13 protein-coding genes are annotated in these 17,397 nt (G+C 56.8%); 6 read left to right on the top strand and 7 right to left on the bottom strand.

What is annotated here, in order from left to right:
• Nucleotides 1-46: 46 nt before the first annotated feature.
• Genes PHACT_RS07855 through glnE form a run of 6 tightly spaced genes read right to left on the bottom strand, consistent with a single transcriptional unit; the run spans nt 47 to nt 8,073 of the window.
• Nucleotides 47-883, bottom strand: a complete 837-nt coding sequence (locus PHACT_RS07855) for a lipopolysaccharide kinase InaA family protein (RefSeq protein ID WP_169819418.1) — start codon at nt 881-883, stop codon at nt 47-49.
• Nucleotides 870-1,721 (bottom strand): lipopolysaccharide core heptose(I) kinase RfaP, encoded by an 852-nt coding sequence (rfaP, locus tag PHACT_RS07860; protein ID WP_070116673.1) that lies wholly within the window; start codon nt 1,719-1,721, stop codon nt 870-872. The genes PHACT_RS07855 and rfaP overlap by 14 nt, the downstream gene beginning before the upstream one ends.
• Nucleotides 1,702-2,868, bottom strand: coding sequence for a glycosyltransferase family 4 protein (locus tag PHACT_RS07865; RefSeq protein ID WP_070116674.1), 1,167 nt, complete (start codon nt 2,866-2,868; stop codon nt 1,702-1,704). The genes rfaP and PHACT_RS07865 overlap by 20 nt, the downstream gene beginning before the upstream one ends.
• A complete protein-coding gene (gene waaC, locus PHACT_RS07870) occupies nt 2,865-3,956 on the bottom strand; it encodes a lipopolysaccharide heptosyltransferase I (RefSeq protein WP_083264437.1) in 1,092 nt (363 codons plus the stop codon). Before waaC ends, PHACT_RS07865 begins: the two co-directional genes overlap by 4 nt.
• A gap of 39 nt (nt 3,957-3,995) precedes the next feature.
• Nucleotides 3,996-5,081 (bottom strand): lipopolysaccharide heptosyltransferase II, encoded by a 1,086-nt coding sequence (gene waaF, locus PHACT_RS07875; RefSeq protein ID WP_070116676.1) that lies wholly within the window; start codon nt 5,079-5,081, stop codon nt 3,996-3,998.
• Entirely contained in the window at nt 5,071-8,073 is a 3,003-nt protein-coding gene (gene glnE, locus PHACT_RS07880) for a bifunctional [glutamate--ammonia ligase]-adenylyl-L-tyrosine phosphorylase/[glutamate--ammonia-ligase] adenylyltransferase (protein WP_070116677.1), read from the bottom strand. Before glnE ends, waaF begins: the two co-directional genes overlap by 11 nt.
• A 191-nt stretch (nt 8,074-8,264) precedes the next feature.
• On the opposite strand from glnE, the gene PHACT_RS07885 reads away from it, so the two are divergent.
• The 5 genes from PHACT_RS07885 (at nt 8,265) to PHACT_RS07905 (ending at nt 15,631) form a co-directional block, all read left to right on the top strand.
• Nucleotides 8,265-10,205, top strand: coding sequence for an ATP-binding cassette domain-containing protein (locus tag PHACT_RS07885; RefSeq protein WP_070116678.1), 1,941 nt, complete (start codon nt 8,265-8,267; stop codon nt 10,203-10,205).
• A gap of 90 nt (nt 10,206-10,295) precedes the next feature.
• Nucleotides 10,296-11,210 carry a DUF1295 domain-containing protein gene (locus tag PHACT_RS07890; protein ID WP_070116679.1) on the top strand — a complete coding sequence of 305 codons (915 nt, stop codon included), beginning with the start codon at nt 10,296-10,298 and terminating at the stop codon, nt 11,208-11,210.
• Between the two features lie 90 nt (nt 11,211-11,300).
• On the top strand, nt 11,301-12,914 hold the full coding sequence (locus tag PHACT_RS07895; RefSeq protein ID WP_070116680.1) for a methyl-accepting chemotaxis protein: 1,614 nt from the start codon (nt 11,301-11,303) through the stop codon (nt 12,912-12,914).
• A gap of 138 nt (nt 12,915-13,052) precedes the next feature.
• Nucleotides 13,053-14,564 (top strand): SLC13 family permease, encoded by a 1,512-nt coding sequence (locus tag PHACT_RS07900; protein WP_083264438.1) that lies wholly within the window; start codon nt 13,053-13,055, stop codon nt 14,562-14,564.
• Nucleotides 14,565-14,566: 2 nt separating this feature from the next.
• Nucleotides 14,567-15,631 carry a GGDEF domain-containing protein gene (locus tag PHACT_RS07905; RefSeq protein WP_070116682.1) on the top strand — a complete coding sequence of 355 codons (1,065 nt, stop codon included), beginning with the start codon at nt 14,567-14,569 and terminating at the stop codon, nt 15,629-15,631.
• 35 nt (nt 15,632-15,666) lie between these two features.
• On the opposite strand, the gene PHACT_RS07910 is transcribed toward PHACT_RS07905, so the two are convergent.
• Nucleotides 15,667-16,827, bottom strand: a complete 1,161-nt coding sequence (locus tag PHACT_RS07910; RefSeq protein WP_070116683.1) for an NHL repeat-containing protein — start codon at nt 16,825-16,827, stop codon at nt 15,667-15,669.
• A 116-nt stretch (nt 16,828-16,943) separates the two neighbouring features.
• Between PHACT_RS07910 and PHACT_RS07915 the strand changes: the two genes are divergently transcribed.
• Nucleotides 16,944-17,393 (top strand): GNAT family N-acetyltransferase, encoded by a 450-nt coding sequence (locus tag PHACT_RS07915; RefSeq protein WP_070116684.1) that lies wholly within the window; start codon nt 16,944-16,946, stop codon nt 17,391-17,393.
• The last annotated feature ends 4 nt before the right edge of the window (nt 17,394-17,397 follow it).

A 17,397-nucleotide genomic window follows, 5' to 3' on the forward strand; every position in this document is an offset into this window, starting at 1 on the left:
CCTTTTCTGTCTTTTTCTGAAATGTACGTTTTTAACTAAGAGTGATTCATGTGCCTGTTTCAGCGACATCATCTCCGGATTCGATCGCTGCCGCCGCGTCCCGCAAATCTGGCAACAGATCCGGGCGTTGCTGCCAGTTGGCAAGCCAGCGTCTGATATCACGCCTGAAGTAGCGACTGAATGCGGATGCACCCTGTACTTCGCGCATCGCATCCAGATCCAGCACCACCAGCGCGTCACGGGTTACAACAAAGTTGGTGGCTTTCATATCGCCGTGGACAAATCGATGTATTTTCATCGTGCGCAACAGGTCGCTGATCCGCTCCAGCGTTTGTTGCCAGCGGGCGCTGTTTATAGGCTCATCCCCCACGAATTGCAAGATATCAGGGCCCTCTGTCAGCGCGGTGACATAATAGGCCTGACGTCGCAGCGGCCCCCAGCGCCGCTCCAGCATTAGCACCGGCGTCGGCGTAGCCACGCCAAACGTCTGCAGCATGTGGGCGCTTGACCAACAGCGCCAGGCCCGCGTGGGCCGGAACAGGCGACGAATGCCGTACCAGACGTTGCGCAGGTTATAACGCTTGACCACGTAAGTCCTGCCATCCAGGGCGATCGCAGTTACCGTGGTGGAATCCCCATCCTTGAGCATGGTGCCCTGATAAAAAAAACTGTCCGGGTCCCGGATAAACGCATCAACCTCCGAAGACATCAATGCGCGCTGGCAGACCGCAAAGCGTCCCCATTCACGATAACAAACACGTTCTTTGCTGTCGCGGAACAAGGTTGGTTTTAGCGCTCGCCATTGCCGCGCACGTTCGCCTGGATGGTTAGCGCTGCTGCCCTCTTGTCTGATATCGCCGGCGGCCACCTTAGCTACCCCCATTATTGGCAGCAGGCGCGTCCGAGCGGGCACGCGCCAGTTTGCGCTGATCGCGTCGCCAGGTTTTGTTGGCACGGGCCTGGATTCGCCGAATAAACGGCGCATGCACGACCAGAGCTTCCCGCAGTGGCAACCCGGTATATAACGTCAGGAAACGCAAGAGATCGGTTTTCGTCAAACCAATACCGAAGCTGGAGAAGTACAGGCCGGCTATGTCTTTCTCAATCCAGCGCGGACTGAGTGTGTCGCGTATCATGGCGCGATGCAGATCAATGACCGACAATTTCGGTTCAGCGCCAGGGTCAGGCTCACCGCCGGGCGGGCAATGCAGCAGAAAATGGCACAAGTAAAAATCGCGATGGCAGACACCGTTACCATGCAGGCGGCGACTGATGTGTGCGACCTGCTCAAGCAAACGACGTTTGAACACAAAGTCAGGACGACCTTGCGGCCACCTTGCACACAAGGTCTCAAGACTCACGGTATCGGTGAGCTCATCAGTAATCAGGAAGGAGTCACGATGCGCCGGGTTCCAGCCACGCTCGCCAAAGCCGGCGACGCTCATGGTCGGCACACCCAGCTCGGTCAGCCGACCAATGGCCAGCCATTCCTGTCGGGCACTGACAACAGGCAGCCGTACACTGATCAGGTTCTTGAAAATCTCGGACCAGCCGACGCCATGATGAATCTTGATAAAATAGGTTTTGCCGCCGGTCTCAAAACGCAATGTGCGACGAGTCTTTACCGATCGATAGACTTCGCCCTGCAACTGGTCAGCGACAACAAAGGGATCACGACCACGCCACTGAGCAGCAATATCTTCACGCAGATACACGGTCATAGCCACCCCCATGTTCATACCTGCTCTTGTTCTGCAGCGCCTCCTCTATAATAACCAGCGCCTGATCGGCCAGACCAAACAGATCAACCTTGCCGGCGTAAGCCAGGCCATTGCGCTTCCAGCTAGCGCGGTCTGAGGAAATCAGCATTTCGTGCAGGCGAGCATTGAGGTCAGACTGCGAGAACGGCGATGGACATACCTGACCGGCACCCGCGTCGGAGACATGGAAAGCATAACCACAGGTATCTGTCGTCAACACCGGCAGACCATTGATCACCGCTTCCAGCAAAGTATAACCTGCGCTTTCGCTAAGCGCCGGGTGTAACAATAAATCACAGCCCTGCAGAAACAGTGGCACATCATCACGACCGCCGAGAAAGTGACAGCGCACATCGATACCCAGCTTTCTCGCCAGACGCTGGTACTTCGCTGGTTTATCCTGACCAACAATAAAAAACCGGGTCTTGTTGCGAATAGCCACAGGCAATGCTGCCACCGCACGCAGAGCGCGGCTCAGCCCCTTGACGCGAAACCCTGAACCAATCTGCAGAACTGCATACTCATCGTCCTGCACAGCAAACTGCTGCCGGAACTGTTGCCTCATCGCAGACGTTTCCGGGGCGGGCAATCGATCCTGATCCAGGCCCGGTGGCAATCGGTGCAGACGATCCTCACAACCTGGGTAATGCTCACTGAAATCCTGATATTGCCGGGGTGACAACAACATCACCCGTGTCTCGCTAGCGGGCCCGAATACGGCCTGTTCGTTGCGCGCAAAATGCCGGTACCGTGGCAAATTGCGAGTAAAGAAACGGCGTTCGCGTTGCATACGTTCAGCAAAACACGGATCAGCGGCGAAGTATAGATCCAGACCCGGCATCTTGCTGAAGCCGACCACGGCGGCAACCGGGTTCTGCCGCAGCGCTGCACCGACCCATTCAGAATAACGCTGGTACATGACATGCCGCGACAGCGCACTGACCGGCACCCGGATCACCGTCACGCCATCAGGAATATCACCCTGCCACTTCAGGCAGTACACCCGAACTTGATAGCCTGCCGCCACACAGCGCAGCGCAATGCGCATAAAGTCGCGCTGTTGCCCGCCGTACGGAAAATATTGATAGATAAGGAACGCCAGCGTCATGGCCCAACCCCACGCGAAAAGCTGGCCTGAGCAATAATGCGTTGCAGATGCGACAACACGGCTTCCGGCGGCGCAGACCGATAACACGCGGGCGTTACCACAAAACTGCTGCCATCGCTCAGCGTGTCCGTCAGTGGCTGACCTTGATAATGACAATGTTTCTTCATACACGGTGCACAGGGAAGGTCGGATCTCAACTGCAGTTGATGATAGCCGAAAGTCCCTGATAAAAAAGGATTCGTGGCGCCATAAATAGAAACAGTCGGCCGGTTCAATGCCGCCGCCAAGTGACCCAGGCCGGTATCCACAGCCACCACACCAGTACTGGCGGACAGCTCGCCAGCCAGTGCGCTCAGCGACATTCTGGGCAGCACGGTAACCCCCGGCAGCCCCTGTGCCACATTGACCGCCCGCGCTTCTTCGTCAGCGGTCCCCCAGGGCAGTTTCACGTTATACCCGGCATCGCTGGCAAGCCGCGCCAGCTCGCGCCAATAAGGCTCGGGCCAGTGTTTACTGTCCCAGGTGGTGCCGTGCAGGAACATCAGCGTCGGGGGCGAATCGGGATCCGGTGCATGACTGTCTGCGCCTGGCAACGCAATGCCATAGTCCAGTGTATTGGTGTCAAACGCATACCCCATTGCCCGGGAGAATAACTGCCGCACCCGCTGCACTGCGTGCTCGGACCTGGGTACCGCATGGCGACGGTTATAGAGCCAGCTGGCGGCCGGCTCCTTAATACTGTTGCTGTCGAGACCGGCTATGGGGCCACGCGCCTGACGACTGATAAAGGCACTTTTTACCAGCCCCTGCGCATCAATGATGAGGTCGTACTGTGTGTGTTTCAACTGCTGCCGGAAACGACGCACTTCGGCACCAAACAGATCTCGCCACCAGTGCTTTCGCCAACGTCGTATCGCGACCGGAATCACGCGCTCTACTGACGGGTGCCAGCCCGGTATCTCCGCAAACGCCTCTTCCACCACCCAGTCAATCTTCAGACCCGGAATGGCACGCGCGGCGTCGGTCACTGCCGGCAGAGTATGAATAATGTCTCCCAGTGATGACGTCTTAACGATCAATATGTGCAAAGCAGTCTTTCCATGTGGTGCTCCGGGTTTGATCTGACATCAAGGCCGGTTTGCGCTGGAGGCTATCAATGGCTGCGACACTCGTCGCAGAGCTTCTATCACCTGTGCCGGCATTAGCTCGGTCAGACAACGTTTATGTCCCAGGGGGCAGATACGTTTGAAACAGGGTCGACATTCAATATCGATTGACATACATTCTACCCGATCTGTCAACGGCGGCGTAAATTCAGGCGAAGTTGAGCCATACACCGCCACCACAGGTCGATGCAGAGCGGCCGCAATATGCATCAGCCCCGAATCGTTGCTCACCACGGCACCGGCTACGGACAACAGGTCAATCGCCTGTGCCAGTGAGGTGCGCCCGGCCAGATTGTGGCACCTGCCCTGATCCGGGATGGTTAAACGGGCAATGATTGCCTCGGTCACAGCACGATCCTTGGCGGAACCGAACAACCATACCTGACCACCCGCATCCAAATGCGAACTGGCAACAGCAGCGTAGTGTTCGCTGGGCCATTGTTTGGCGTCACCGAACTCAGCGCCAGGACATAAGGCCAGAATATCCAACTCCGTCACCAGGGAAAACTCATTCATCGCCGCCAGCACCTGTTCCGGATCGGCGCGTAACTGCGGCACCGGAATCGGCTCTGGCAGTGCGCCCGGCAGTGCGGCATCTTTCGGCAACGCCAGCGCGAGAAAACGTTGCACCATCAACGGCAATTTCTCTGGCGCCAGTATACGGCAATCATTGAGTATCCAACTGCGCATTTCCCCACGCCAGCCAGTCCGCAGCGGAATCGCAGCGAACCACGGCACCAGTGCGGACTTGAATGAATTAGGCAATAGAATGGCCTGGTCATAGCGATGGGAACGCAGTTGCCGACCGAGCGCAAAACGGCGCGTCAGCCCCAGCTCACCGTGCGCAAACGGCAGGTCTATCGCACACGCCACCTGCGGCATGCGATCCAGCAGCGGTCGGCTCCAGGCCGGCGCCAGCACATCTATTTCAGCGTCAGGGTGTTGTACCTTTAACTCCATGAACAGCGATTGCGCCATCACCATGTCACCCACCCAGGAAGGGCCAACGACAAGAATGCGGCGAGGCGAGGTTGCGTTAGTTGTCATAGACAGAGAACACCTTTTGCCAAAGTTGAATCACATCTGCCTGAACTTTTTCCAGTGGTGCCAGCGCGCTGGCAATGGCTTCATCATTGGCCCGGGATTCGGGACCTGACTCCGTGTATTGCAGGGCAAACTCGTGCAGCGTCGCACGCAATGCCAGGTAGGCCGCGATCAGCCGCTCAATTTCCGCCTCCGAAAGCACGCCACAACCGGCTGCGGCTTCAAGAATTCGAATATTGTCGGAATAGGTCAATAGCGCCGGGCAGTCGACGGACTGGGACAACACAAAAAACTGTACCATAAATTCTATATCCACAATGCCGCCTTCGCCCTGTTTGATCACAAACGGTGGCTGTGAAGCGTTACGGCCGGCCTTGCGTGTCAGCTCCTCGCGCATGCGTTTGCGCATCTTGACGACGTCTTCAGCCAGCACCGCCCGATCACGAGGCTGAGACAGAATCTTTGCCCGCAACGCCTCATAATCAGCCGCCATCGCTGCGGAGCCAGCCACCGCCCTCGAACGCACGAGAGCCTGCTTCTCCCAGGTCCAGGCGTCTTTCTGCTGATACTGCTCAAACGCGGGCAAGGTACTGACCAGCAGCCCGGATTCACCTGAAGGCCGCAAACGCATGTCAACTTCATAGAGTTTGCCGGACACAGTATGCGTGCCCAGCATGGTGATCACACGCTGCGCCATGCGAGTGTAGAACTCACGACTGTTGATGCTCTTCTGCCCGTCGCTGGTCACAGTATCTTCATCCAGGGCGCCGTCGTGCAGAAATACCAGATCAAGGTCAGAGATGTAGCTCAACTCGATGCCGCCGAGCTTGCCATAGGCGATTGCAGCAAAATCCATGGTGCCGTGCTCGCCGCTCAGATTGACCGGGTAACCGTGCTTGTGAGTCAGATGCTGCCAGCACAAGGCCAGCACCTGCTCCAGCACGGCTTCGGCGGTGAACGTCAGATAGTCACTGACTTTCATCACCGTCATGGTGCCGGTAATTTGCGCCGCCGCCACTTGCAGCGTATGCGACATTTTAAAGTAACGCAGGTACTCCATCTGTTCTTCAAAGCTGTTTTCGCCAAGGCGCAGCAGACCCTGCGCCAACTCGGCCTGCAGCTCGGATTTTTCCGGAGGTTTCTCCATCACCGTCAGCAGTTCATCCAACAGTACCGGGTGCTGGCTCAGGAACTCGGCGACAAACGGACTGGCAGTGCACAGACGCACAAACTGTTTCATGGCACCGGGGTTCTCGGCCAGCAGAACAATATAGGCGGTCCGCCGTGCCACTGATTCCACCATTTTCATGACCCGGGAAAAACCCACGCTGGGCGTTTTCTCGGTTGCCAACGTTGCCAGCAGCAACGGCATGAATCGCGCAAAACGCGCCCTGCTCTCTGCCGGCAGTGTCTGGAAAACCTTGTCCCGGCGGAACGCCAGCAGTTGTTCACAGGTCTGTGCTGGCGCCTCATAACCAAGATCTGCCAGCAATTTTGTGGCTGCTTCCTCGCTCAGTTCCTGCTGCCAAAGGCCCTGCAACTCATCGTCATCGACATCATGCCGGCTGGCGTCATCGTCATCTTCGTCGGTATGAATGACATCGGTAAAATGCTGTCTGACTATGTCACGGTGCTGTTCCAGAACAGACATCAATGCCGACCAGTCAGCATGTCTGACATCAGGCACCGCCATGGCCAGTGCCACCCGCAGCTGTTCCTGCTCCGACGCTGGCAGCGACTGCGTCTGTTTGTTGGCAAAACCCTGCAACTTGTGCTCAAGGTCGCGCAGAAAGCTGTAAGAGTTCCGCAAGGCCTGCACGGTGTCGGCAGGCAGGTATTCGCCTTCGCGCAGCACGTCCATGGCGTTATACAAGGAGGTCTGCTGCAGGCGTTTGTCACGTCCGCCATGCACCATCTGTAATGCCTGCACCACAAACTCGACTTCCCGGATACCGCCGGCACCCAGCTTGATGTCCTGGCTCATGCCTTTTTTGCGAACCTGTTTGTTGATCTGCTGCTTCATGCTGCGCAGCGATTCGAAGGCGGAAAAATCGAGGTAGCGTCGGTAACTGAAAGGTCGCAGGCGCTGCATCAGCTCTGCACCCGCCTCCCGGTCGCCAGCAACGGTGCGTGCCTTGATCATGGCGTAACGCTCCCAGTCTCGTCCCTGGGACTGATAATAGTTTTCCATGGCATCAAAGCTGCAAACCAGCACGCCCTCGCTGCCGTACGGACGTAAGCGCATGTCAACACGAAACACAAAGCCGTCCGCTGTGACGGCGTCAAGTGCATCCACCAGCTGCTGGCCCAGACGCAGGAAGAATTGCTGACAACTGATGCCTTTGCTGGTTTCGCCGCTTTCGGGATAAGCAAAAATCAGATCGATATCGGACGACAGATTAAGTTCTGATGCACCCAGTTTGCCCATGCCCAACACAACCAGTTGCAGGGCCTTGCCCGAACGCGCTGCCACCGGTTCGCCGTGCGTCTGCACGGCCCAGCGGTGCAGTTGCGCCAGCGTCACGTCCAGACAGGCCTCGGCCAATGCAGACACTTCGGCAGCGGTTTCGCGCACTGAGGATAGTTTACAAACATCCCGCCAGATCAGCCGCAGCATCTGCCGTTGCTGAAACTGCCGCAACAGGGTTTTTAACCCGGCCTCGTCGGGCGTGTCTGTCAGATCCGCCAGGCTATCCTGCAGCTGGCCATGATAGTCATCCCTGATCAGATGTAGCAGCTCCTCACTTTTGACCAGCTCCAGCAACAGGGTCGGCTTTTCAATACAGAGGTTGGCGGCGTAATCACTCGCTGCCCACACCAGCGCCATCTGTTCGGCCAGCCGTCGCTGTTCCGCCAGCAGCTCAGGCAGCCCGGATGGCGCTTCCTGCTCACGTTCCAGCAGGCGCTGCCAGTAGCGCTCAATGATGGGCGTCAGTGCATCAGGCAGATGCTCGCAGGGTAATTGGTCAAGTGCGGATACGGCGTTGTCGGGCATGATTTCCTTGATTCGATCGGCCCCTGCCGGGCAAAGGGCGGTCTGTGTTCCGGGTTCCTGGGTTGACGGTCACCTGAGGATAACTGTCATACTGGCTTAACTGTCATAACCAGCCCGATAAGTTTATACTGCAGCGCCTCAAATACAAGCCGCACACGTCCGCGCGCGGCGCATTCAGGATTGTCATTGTTATGCTGCTGTTCCGACTCAACAACCTCTCTCTCGCCTTTGGCGACCAGCCCCTGCTGGACCAGGTCAACCTGACCATTCACAAAGGTGAGCGTATCGGTATCCTGGGGCAGAACGGTGCCGGCAAGTCCACCTTCATGAAGGTGTTGATGGGACAGATTGTGGCGGACAGCGGCGAGCTGTGGCGAGCCGAAAGCATCAAGGTTGCCTATCTTGATCAGAGCCTGCCCGCGCAGGATGAACAGACCATCTACGATTATATCGCCAATGGCCTGGAAGGCCTGGGCATCGTGCTGGCCCGCTATCACGCGCTGACCCACGATGAAGATCTGGATTGGGGCGACGAGAAGAACATGCACGAACTGGCGTCGCTGCAGAAGCAGATTGAAGAGCGCGACGGCTGGGCCTTTGAGCACAAGATTGAAGGCATGCTGGATATTCTTAATCTGCCCGCTGACGCCCGCATGAAAACCCTGTCGGGCGGCAGCCGCCGTCGCGCCGCATTGGGACGGGCCCTGATCAGCGATCCGGATCTGTTGATGCTGGACGAGCCCACCAACCATCTGGATATTCCCACGATTGAATGGCTGGAGAAGGCAATCAAGGATTTTCGCGGCGCCATACTGGTGATCACGCACGATCGACACTTTTTGCAGCAAATCAGTAACCGTATTATTGAGCTGGATCGCGGCCATGTCCGCAGCTGGGATTATGGCTATGAAAGCTTCCTGACTTTCCGCGATCAACAACTGGAAGCCGAAGACAAAGCCAATGCCGAGTTTGACAAAAAGCTGGCCGACGAAGAACGCTGGATTCGGCAAGGCGTCAAGGCCCGCCGCACCCGCAACGAAGGCCGCGTGCGGGCGCTCGAGGCCATGCGCAAGGAACGCAGCCAGCGCCGGGAACAGACCGGCAAGGCAAAATTCGGACTGGAACAGGGCGCCAGCTCCGGCAAAATTGTGGTGGAAGCGAACAAGCTCAGCCACGGTTATGACAAACCCATACTTAAGAACTTCTCCACCAAGATCCTGCGCGGCGACCGTGTTGGTTTTATCGGCGCCAACGGCAGCGGCAAAACCACCCTGCTGCGCATTCTGCTGGGCGAAACCCAGCCGGACGCTGGCGACGTAAAACTGGGCACCAACCTGGAAATTCTTTACTTCGATCAGTTACGCAATAAGCTTGACCCGGAAGCGACGGTGATTGACAACCTCGCTGAAGGCCGTGAGTTCATCGAAATCAATGGCAAGAACCGACACGTCATCAGCTACCTGCAGGACTTTCTGTTCCCGCCCAAGCGCACCCGGCAACCGGTCAAATCGCTGTCCGGCGGTGAACAGAACCGCTTGATTCTGGCCAAATTGTTCAGCAAACCTGCCAACCTGATCGTACTCGATGAGCCCACCAACGATCTGGACATGGAGACTCTCGAACTACTGGAAGAGCTGCTGCTGGAATTCACCGGCACGTTGCTGGTCGTGAGCCACGATCGGAAATTCCTGGACAACGTCATCACCAACTGCATCGTGTTTGAAGCACCTGGCGTCGTCAAAGAATATGTCGGCGGTTATCAGGACTGGCTGGATCAGGGCGGCAAAATGATGTCGTTTGAAGACGCGCCATCGGAAGCCAAAGCGGCAGCACAGAAAGTTGCGGAACCCGCCGAAGCAGCTCCATCTGCGCCAGCGCCCGCTCCTGCACCCAAAAAAGCGACAGCGACCAAAAAACTGTCCTTTAAACAACAGCGCGAACTGGAACAGGTCACTCAGCAGATCGAAAAAACCGAAACCGCCATTGCCGACATCACCGGCCAGATGGAGGACCCCGGCTTTTATGACAAGCCGGCCGCCGACGTCCAGGCCACCCTGCAACAAATGGCCGCCTTACAGGAAACGCTGGATGCGCTGTTTGAACGCTGGGCCGAGCTGGAAAGCGCCACCTGAGACAAACAACGGCAGGAAATAGAACTGTTTTGATTGTCCGTCCGTATCAACCACACCAGACGGACAGCCTCCTACTTCACTGGAGAGATCATGACAGGATCCGAAAATAAAAGTACCACCGCCCCGGCCAGCAACAGCAAACTGCTGATATTCATCATCCTGGCAATCGTATTTGCCGCGCTGATTGCCATCGCTGGCAGCGACGGCAGTGCCCGCATCAATGCCAGTGGCGTCGATATTCCGGTGTTTGCCCTCTGCGCCGTCATGGCTTTTGCCCTGAACTGGCTGATTTTTTTACCCTCCTATCTGGCTCAGACCGAACACTATTTTGACCTGACCGGCAGCCTTACCTTTGTCATGGTGATTCTGCTTGCGCTGGCACTGTCGCCGCCGCAGGATTGGCGCGCGGCAATCCTGGCGGTGCTGGTCTGCATCTGGGCCACGCGACTGGGAGGCTTTCTGTTCCTGCGCGTGCGCAAAGACGGGCGCGATGGCCGCTTTGACGCCATCAAGCCAGATTTTGTGCGCTTTCTGCTGACCTGGACATTGCAGGCGGTCTGGGTATTTGTCAGCAGCGCAGCCGCACTGGCAGCCATTACTAACACTGGCCGCGTCGATATTGGCATCTTTGCGCTTCTGGGTCTCGCCATCTGGCTGACGGGTTTTATCATTGAGGTAGTGGCAGACGCCCAGAAACGTGCATTCCGCGCTGATCCGGTCAATACCGGCGGCTTTATCAGCAGCGGCCTGTGGGCATGGAGCCGGCACCCGAACTATTTTGGTGAAATCATGTTGTGGATCGGCATCGCCATCATCGCCGTGCCGGCACTGAGCGGCTGGCAACTGGTGGCGCTGATATCACCGGTGTTCATTACCCTGTTGATCACTCGCGTCAGTGGCATACCCATGCTGGAGGCACGCGCCGAAAAACGCTGGGGCGACGACCCCACATATCAGGCATATAAAAACAGAACGGCACGGCTGATCCCGCGCCCGCCGCACTGATCAGACACTGAACCCTCAACAAGCGTCGCCGACTGCCGATACAGAGTCTGAATCTACCTATTTTTCCAGACCCTATCGGTACTCCATATCATGAACAGTATTCAAACCCGGCTGATGTCGGTTATCGTTGGCGGCATCGCCTTGTTGTTGGTCGTCAGTATCGCCGCTATCTGGTCCCTGACCGGCAAAGTCACAGAGTACCGTGACCTGATCGACACCCAGGTTCAACAGGAACGCGACATCCACAATCTCAACCTTAACTTCAAAATCCAGGTCCAGGAATGGAAGAATGTTCTGTTGCGCGGACAGGACCGCAACCGCCGCGATGAATACTGGGGCCGCTTCACCAATCTGCATGAAGAAATTCAGTCACGCGCCCTGTCACTGGTGAATGCCATGGCACCTGGCGCCGCCCGCAATTCGGTGCAGTCATTTCAGCGCAGTCACCAGCAACTGCTGGCGCAATACCAGAATGGTCTGAATGCCTTTAACGCCACCGGCATGAACCATAGCGCCGGCGATGAAGCCGTGTCCGGCATTGACCGCGAACCTACTGCGTTGCTACAACAAGCTGCCGACACCATTAGCACACAGAATGAAACCATTGCCACTGAATTGTCACGCAGCAGTCAGCAGGTGGCCGGCCTTGCACTCGTCGCGGTACTCTGTGTTGCCCTGATAATTTTGCTGGCCACATGGCAGACCATCAAACGCGGCTTTATTCGGCCGCTGCAGCAAATCATGGATATGATACACAAGTTGTCAGAAGGCAACTTCAGCCAGTCACTCGCCAGTTCACGCAAGGATGAACTGGGTAACCTCACCCGCGATCTGGCATTCATGCAATCACAGATCGCTGGCATCATCGGCTCAGTACAGTCGACCAGCGACGAACTCAACACTGCATCCGCTGATATCAACCAGTCTGCCAGCGAAATCTCCCGACACACGGGCGACACAGAAGTATGCACCGACCAGGTTGCCGCGGCTATTACTGAAATGACACAGACTGTGCAGGAAGTCGCCGGCAACGCCAACAATGTTGCCGCGTCCGCCGAGCAGGTCAGCAAGGCATCTGGCGAAGGCATGGCGATCATGGATCGCACCATTGCGGCCATGAATGAGCTGTCTGGCGAAGTTGATCACGTCTCGAATGCAATGGCCCGCCTGGAGGAAGACACCGCGGCAATTGGCACTGTGCTTGACGTGATCAAAGGCATCGCGGAACAGACCAACCTGCTGGCGCTGAACGCAGCGATTGAAGCGGCGCGGGCCGGAGAACAGGGTCGTGGCTTTGCCGTGGTCGCAGACGAAGTCCGCGCGCTGGCCAGCCGAACACAGGACTCCACAGCGGAGATCCAGCGCATGATTGAGACAGTTCAGAGCGGCGCCGCACAGGCATCATCGGCAATGCGCAAGGGCCAGGAAAGAACGCTGAGCACTGTCGATCTGGCGCACGCCTCTGGCAAATCACTGACCGAGGTGTCGCAAGCCATTACGCACATCAAGGACATGATTACGCAAATTGCCACGGCGGCGGAGGAGCAAACGTACGCGACCGAAGAGATCAATAAAAATGTCATCAATGTTGTAGATCTGGTTCAGGCTTCCCGACGATCCGCGCAGCATTCAACACAGACAGCCAATACGCTTGACGAAACCTCTGCGAAAATGACCCAACTGGTCCGCAAATTTGTGGTTTAGGTTAACAGTGTAAAGCTAAACGGGCGTCTGCACTGTTGTCTGGTGATGACGCCTCAGCATTAGTGCGCTATTCTTGCAGGGTTGCCGCGATTGACGCGAACAAAAAGGGCTTCAGACCCACAAGGATCCAATAATAACATGCACACGCAAGACGCTACGCCATCGTCCTCCTACTCCAAAGCACAGACCATCGGACTTGTATTGGGGCCACTGCTGTTTGCGCTTACTCTTCTGTTTTTTGCCCCCGAAGGCCTCAGTTTCGAGGCACGCGCGGTATTGGCAACAACGTTGTGGGTAGCGGCCTGGTGGATCACCGAAGCGGTTCCGATTCCGGCCACATCGTTGCTGCCCATTGTGCTGTTGCCAGTCACCGGTGCACTGGACGCCGGTACCGTTACGTCAGCCTACGGCAACGATATTATTTTTCTGTTTCTCGGCGGCTTTTTTATCGCCACGGCAATGGAGAAATGGAACCTGCACAAACGTATTGCCCTGGCCATCATTGCCTTTGTCGGCACCAGCACGCAGCGCATCCTGCTGGGTTTCATGATCGCCACTGCGTTTTTGTCAATGTGGGTTTCCAATACCGCCTCGGTGATGATGATGGTGCCGATGGCGCTGGCGATCACCGCCCAGGTAGCCAGCTCATTAAAAGGCAAACCCGAAGCCGGTGACATCCCGATTTTCGAAAAAGCGCTGATTTTTGGCGTGGGTTACGCCGGCACCGTTGGCGGTCTTGGCACGCTTATCGGCACACCACCCAATATTATTCTGGCGGCGCAGGCGCGGGAACTGTTTGATATCGATATTACTTTTGCCAGTTGGATGCTGGTTGGCGTGCCGGTTGTGGTGATCCTGCTTGCCATTGCCTGGCTCTATCTGGGCCGGATAGCCTTCAGGATGAGCATCAAGGGCCTACCCGGCGGCAAAGCCCTCATCCAGCAGGAGCGTGTAGCGCTTGGCCGTATTTCTTTTGAAGAAAAAGCAGTGGCAACGGTGTTCACCTTTGCCGCCTTCATGTGGATTACTCGCGGATTTATCTGGAGCGACCTGTTGCCGGAAATCACCGATGGCATGATTGCCGTGCTGGCGGCAGTACTGCTGTTTGTCATTCCAACGTCACCGGCAAAACCAGCACGAATCCTGGACTGGCAGGACTCGGTTAATATCCCCTGGGGTATTTTACTGCTGTTTGGCGGCGGACTGGCAATTGCAGCCGGCTTCCGTGGCACCGGTCTGTCCGAATGGATGGGCACCCAGTTGACCGTGCTGGACAGCTTCCATTTGATCGTCATCATTGCCAGTGCAACATTTCTGATTCTGTTCCTGACTGAAATCACTTCCAACACGGCCACCGCCACCATGATCATTCCCGTTGTGGCGGCGCTGGCGCTGGCGCTGGAGATCCACCCGTTTGCGCTGATGATTCCCTGTGCGATGGCGGCCAATTGTGCCTTCATGTTGCCGGTTGGCACCCCGCCCAACGCCATCATCTTCGCCACCAATAAACTGACCATTCTGGAAATGGTCAAAACAGGTTTTGCCATGAACGTGATCGCAGCACTCCTGATCGTGCTGGCTGTCTACTTTCTGGTTCCGGTGATCTGGGGTCTGGACTTAAGATCGGTCCCTGCAGCCTTCGGGCTGTGAACATGCCCACGCCATCGTATACTCCCCCGGTCGCTTTTCTTGACCTGCTGCTGGATGCCGTCTGCGTCGTCGACCCTGACGGTCGTTTCGTTTTTGTCTCGGCGGCCAGCGAACAGGTTTTTGGTTATCGGCCTGACGAAATGATTGGTCGCCTTATCTTCGATTTTGTTCATCCTGAAGACATCGCGTATACCAAAAAAACCGCCGAACAAGTAATGACGGCCGGTGAGATTCGCCAGGTGGAAAATCGCTACATCCGCAAGGATGGCACCACCGTTCACATCATGTGGACGGCACGCTGGCTGCCTGGTGAAAAACTCCGCATCGGGGTCGCCCGGGACATCTCTCAGCGTCGACGCAACGAAGCGGTCCAGGTTGCACTGTACGCCATCTCGGAAGCCTCACATACCGCCGTCGACCTGAGCGAACTGCGGAATCAGGTACACAGCATCATCAACACACTGGATATCCCGGGCTTTTACGACGAAGACAGTTTGAGCCAGCAGGACCAGGACCACTGGCAATTGCTGGCCAAACAGGTATCGGAAGCGCTCTCTCGCCGCGCGTTACTGGACAGGCTGCGCTACGCGGCACAGTACGATCCGCTGACTGGCCTGCCCAATCGCGAGCTGTTGTCCGACCGCATTCAAACTTCGCTGGCTCGCGCTCGTCGTCAACAGACCTCTTTTGCCCTGCTTTTTATCGACCTGAACGGTTTTAAATATGTCAACGATACGCTGGGGCATGCCGCCGGCGACCAGTTACTGCAGCGAGTGGCCCACCGCCTCAGTCAGACCGTGCGCGAGTCCGATACCGCTGCACGACTGGGCGGCGATGAGTTTGTCATTCTGATCGAACGCATTAACGAACGCAGCAGTGCTCAGGAAGTGGCTGACAAGCTGATCTCAGCCTTTGAGAAACCTTTTGTTATCAACAACACAGAACTGCCGGTCAGACCCAGCGTGGGTATTGCGGTCTACCCGTATGACGGTGAAGACGAACTGAGTCTGCTGAAATATGCCGACCAGGCCATGTACGCCGCCAAAGGCCAGCAAAAACTGGCCTGACGGCTGCACACCACGGGCAGTTCACATGAGCCAGGTCAGCGGGGCACGTACTGAGGCTGAATCAAATGCCTTGGGTCGGCACCTTCGCGGGGCACCAGCTTCTGCGGCCGGGCGTACTGATTGTCGGTGCCGTAGACGTTGCCATCAGCATCCACCGAGAAGGAATGCATTTCCAGCCAGGCAGTGGGGCCTTCACCCGGGAGCAGCCAGGTATAGACATGGTTACCCTGCAGATCGAACTGCATGATCTTGGGCGGCCGAATGTCCGTCACCCAGAAATAATCTTCACTGACAATAATATCCAGCGGAAAATTGGGCCCGGTCACCCGCATTTTTAATTCGTAGCGCGGATAGGGATCATTGCTGTCGCGATTGGTCTGGCGGAACACCTGAATATTCATATTGTTGCGATCGACAACATACACATCGTGCTCCGGCCCCATGGCCAAGCCATGCACACTGGCAAACTGGCCAGGCTCGCCGCCACGGCTGCCGAACTCGGACAGGTAGTCACCCTCCGGCCCCAGAATGACCACACGCGCGTTTTCCAGGCCATCGGCCACCAGCACGGTGCCATCGGGCAGAAAAGCTACGTCCTGCGGTAAGCCAAAATGGTTTTCATCGTCACCGGACACGCCTTTTTCGCCCAGTGTCATCAGCAACTCCTGCCCGTCCTGCGAAAACACATAAATGACGTGATTGGTTTCATCCACTACCCAGATGCGACGCTCCGGGTCGTAGGGACTGACTCGCAGACGGTGAGGGCCCGGGCCATCGGTACCGGCAAACAGGTAATCCCAGTGATCCCAGACCTCCAGCACATCGCCTTCGCTGTTGATCACATACATGACGTTCTGCCAGGTACGTCCCTGCCCCTGAATCACGTTCCAGCCCATGGAACCGGGGAAATTGGTGTACTCGGGCGGAATCGGATCCGGCAGCTCGGTCTCCCCTCGCTGCAGCACGATGATGCGATCTTTGGATTCTACGTGGACACCTGAATTACCACCCCAGGAGTAGCCCTGGCGAGCAAAAGGCTCAATCCAGTCAACGGGAATGTCGTAAGGCATGGGGCCAACAGGCTCCAGGTCTTGCGCCAGGGTCTGGCCGCCCCATGTGGAGAGCACCATTGCGGCTGCACTGAACACAAACGCTTTCAGCGTAGTGATGGTCGTAATATCTCGCCCGCTTGTCATAAAGCCACCTTCATTGTTTTTGTGTAGGCATTTTCTTCGAGACTAGCACAGCGAGCACCTGACCCCTAGTTTTTTACACGATTGATAAAATCCTGGCTTGTCGATAAGCTCAACGCATGACCCTGATTGAAATGGCATTTGCATCGGAAGCTTACGAGCGCTGCTGGCTGCTGCGCCAGGCGGTGCTGCGCACACCGCTGGGCCTGACGCTGGATATTCGGGAACGTACCGCCGAAGTCGGGCACCGGCATTTCGCCCTGATTACCGAGTCCAATGACCTGGCCGCCTGCATCAGCGTTGTGCCGATGACAGAGGGTCACGCCAAACTGCGGCAGATGGCGGTTAATGAAAATATGCAGGGGGCCGGGCTGGGGCGGGAGCTGATCACGCGGGTCGAAAGCTTACTGGCCCGTCAGGGAATCTGCCATCTGCATATGCACGCCAGAGACACTGCCATCGGCTTTTACACCAGACTTGGCTACCAGGTGGAAGGTGACCCCTTCGTCGAGGTCACCATCCCACACGTTAAAATGACAAAAACGCTGCCAACTCAGCTTTCTGGTTGACGGC

Source organism: Pseudohongiella acticola (assembly GCF_001758195.1).
Lineage (GTDB): Bacteria > Pseudomonadota > Gammaproteobacteria > Pseudomonadales > Pseudohongiellaceae > Pseudohongiella > Pseudohongiella acticola.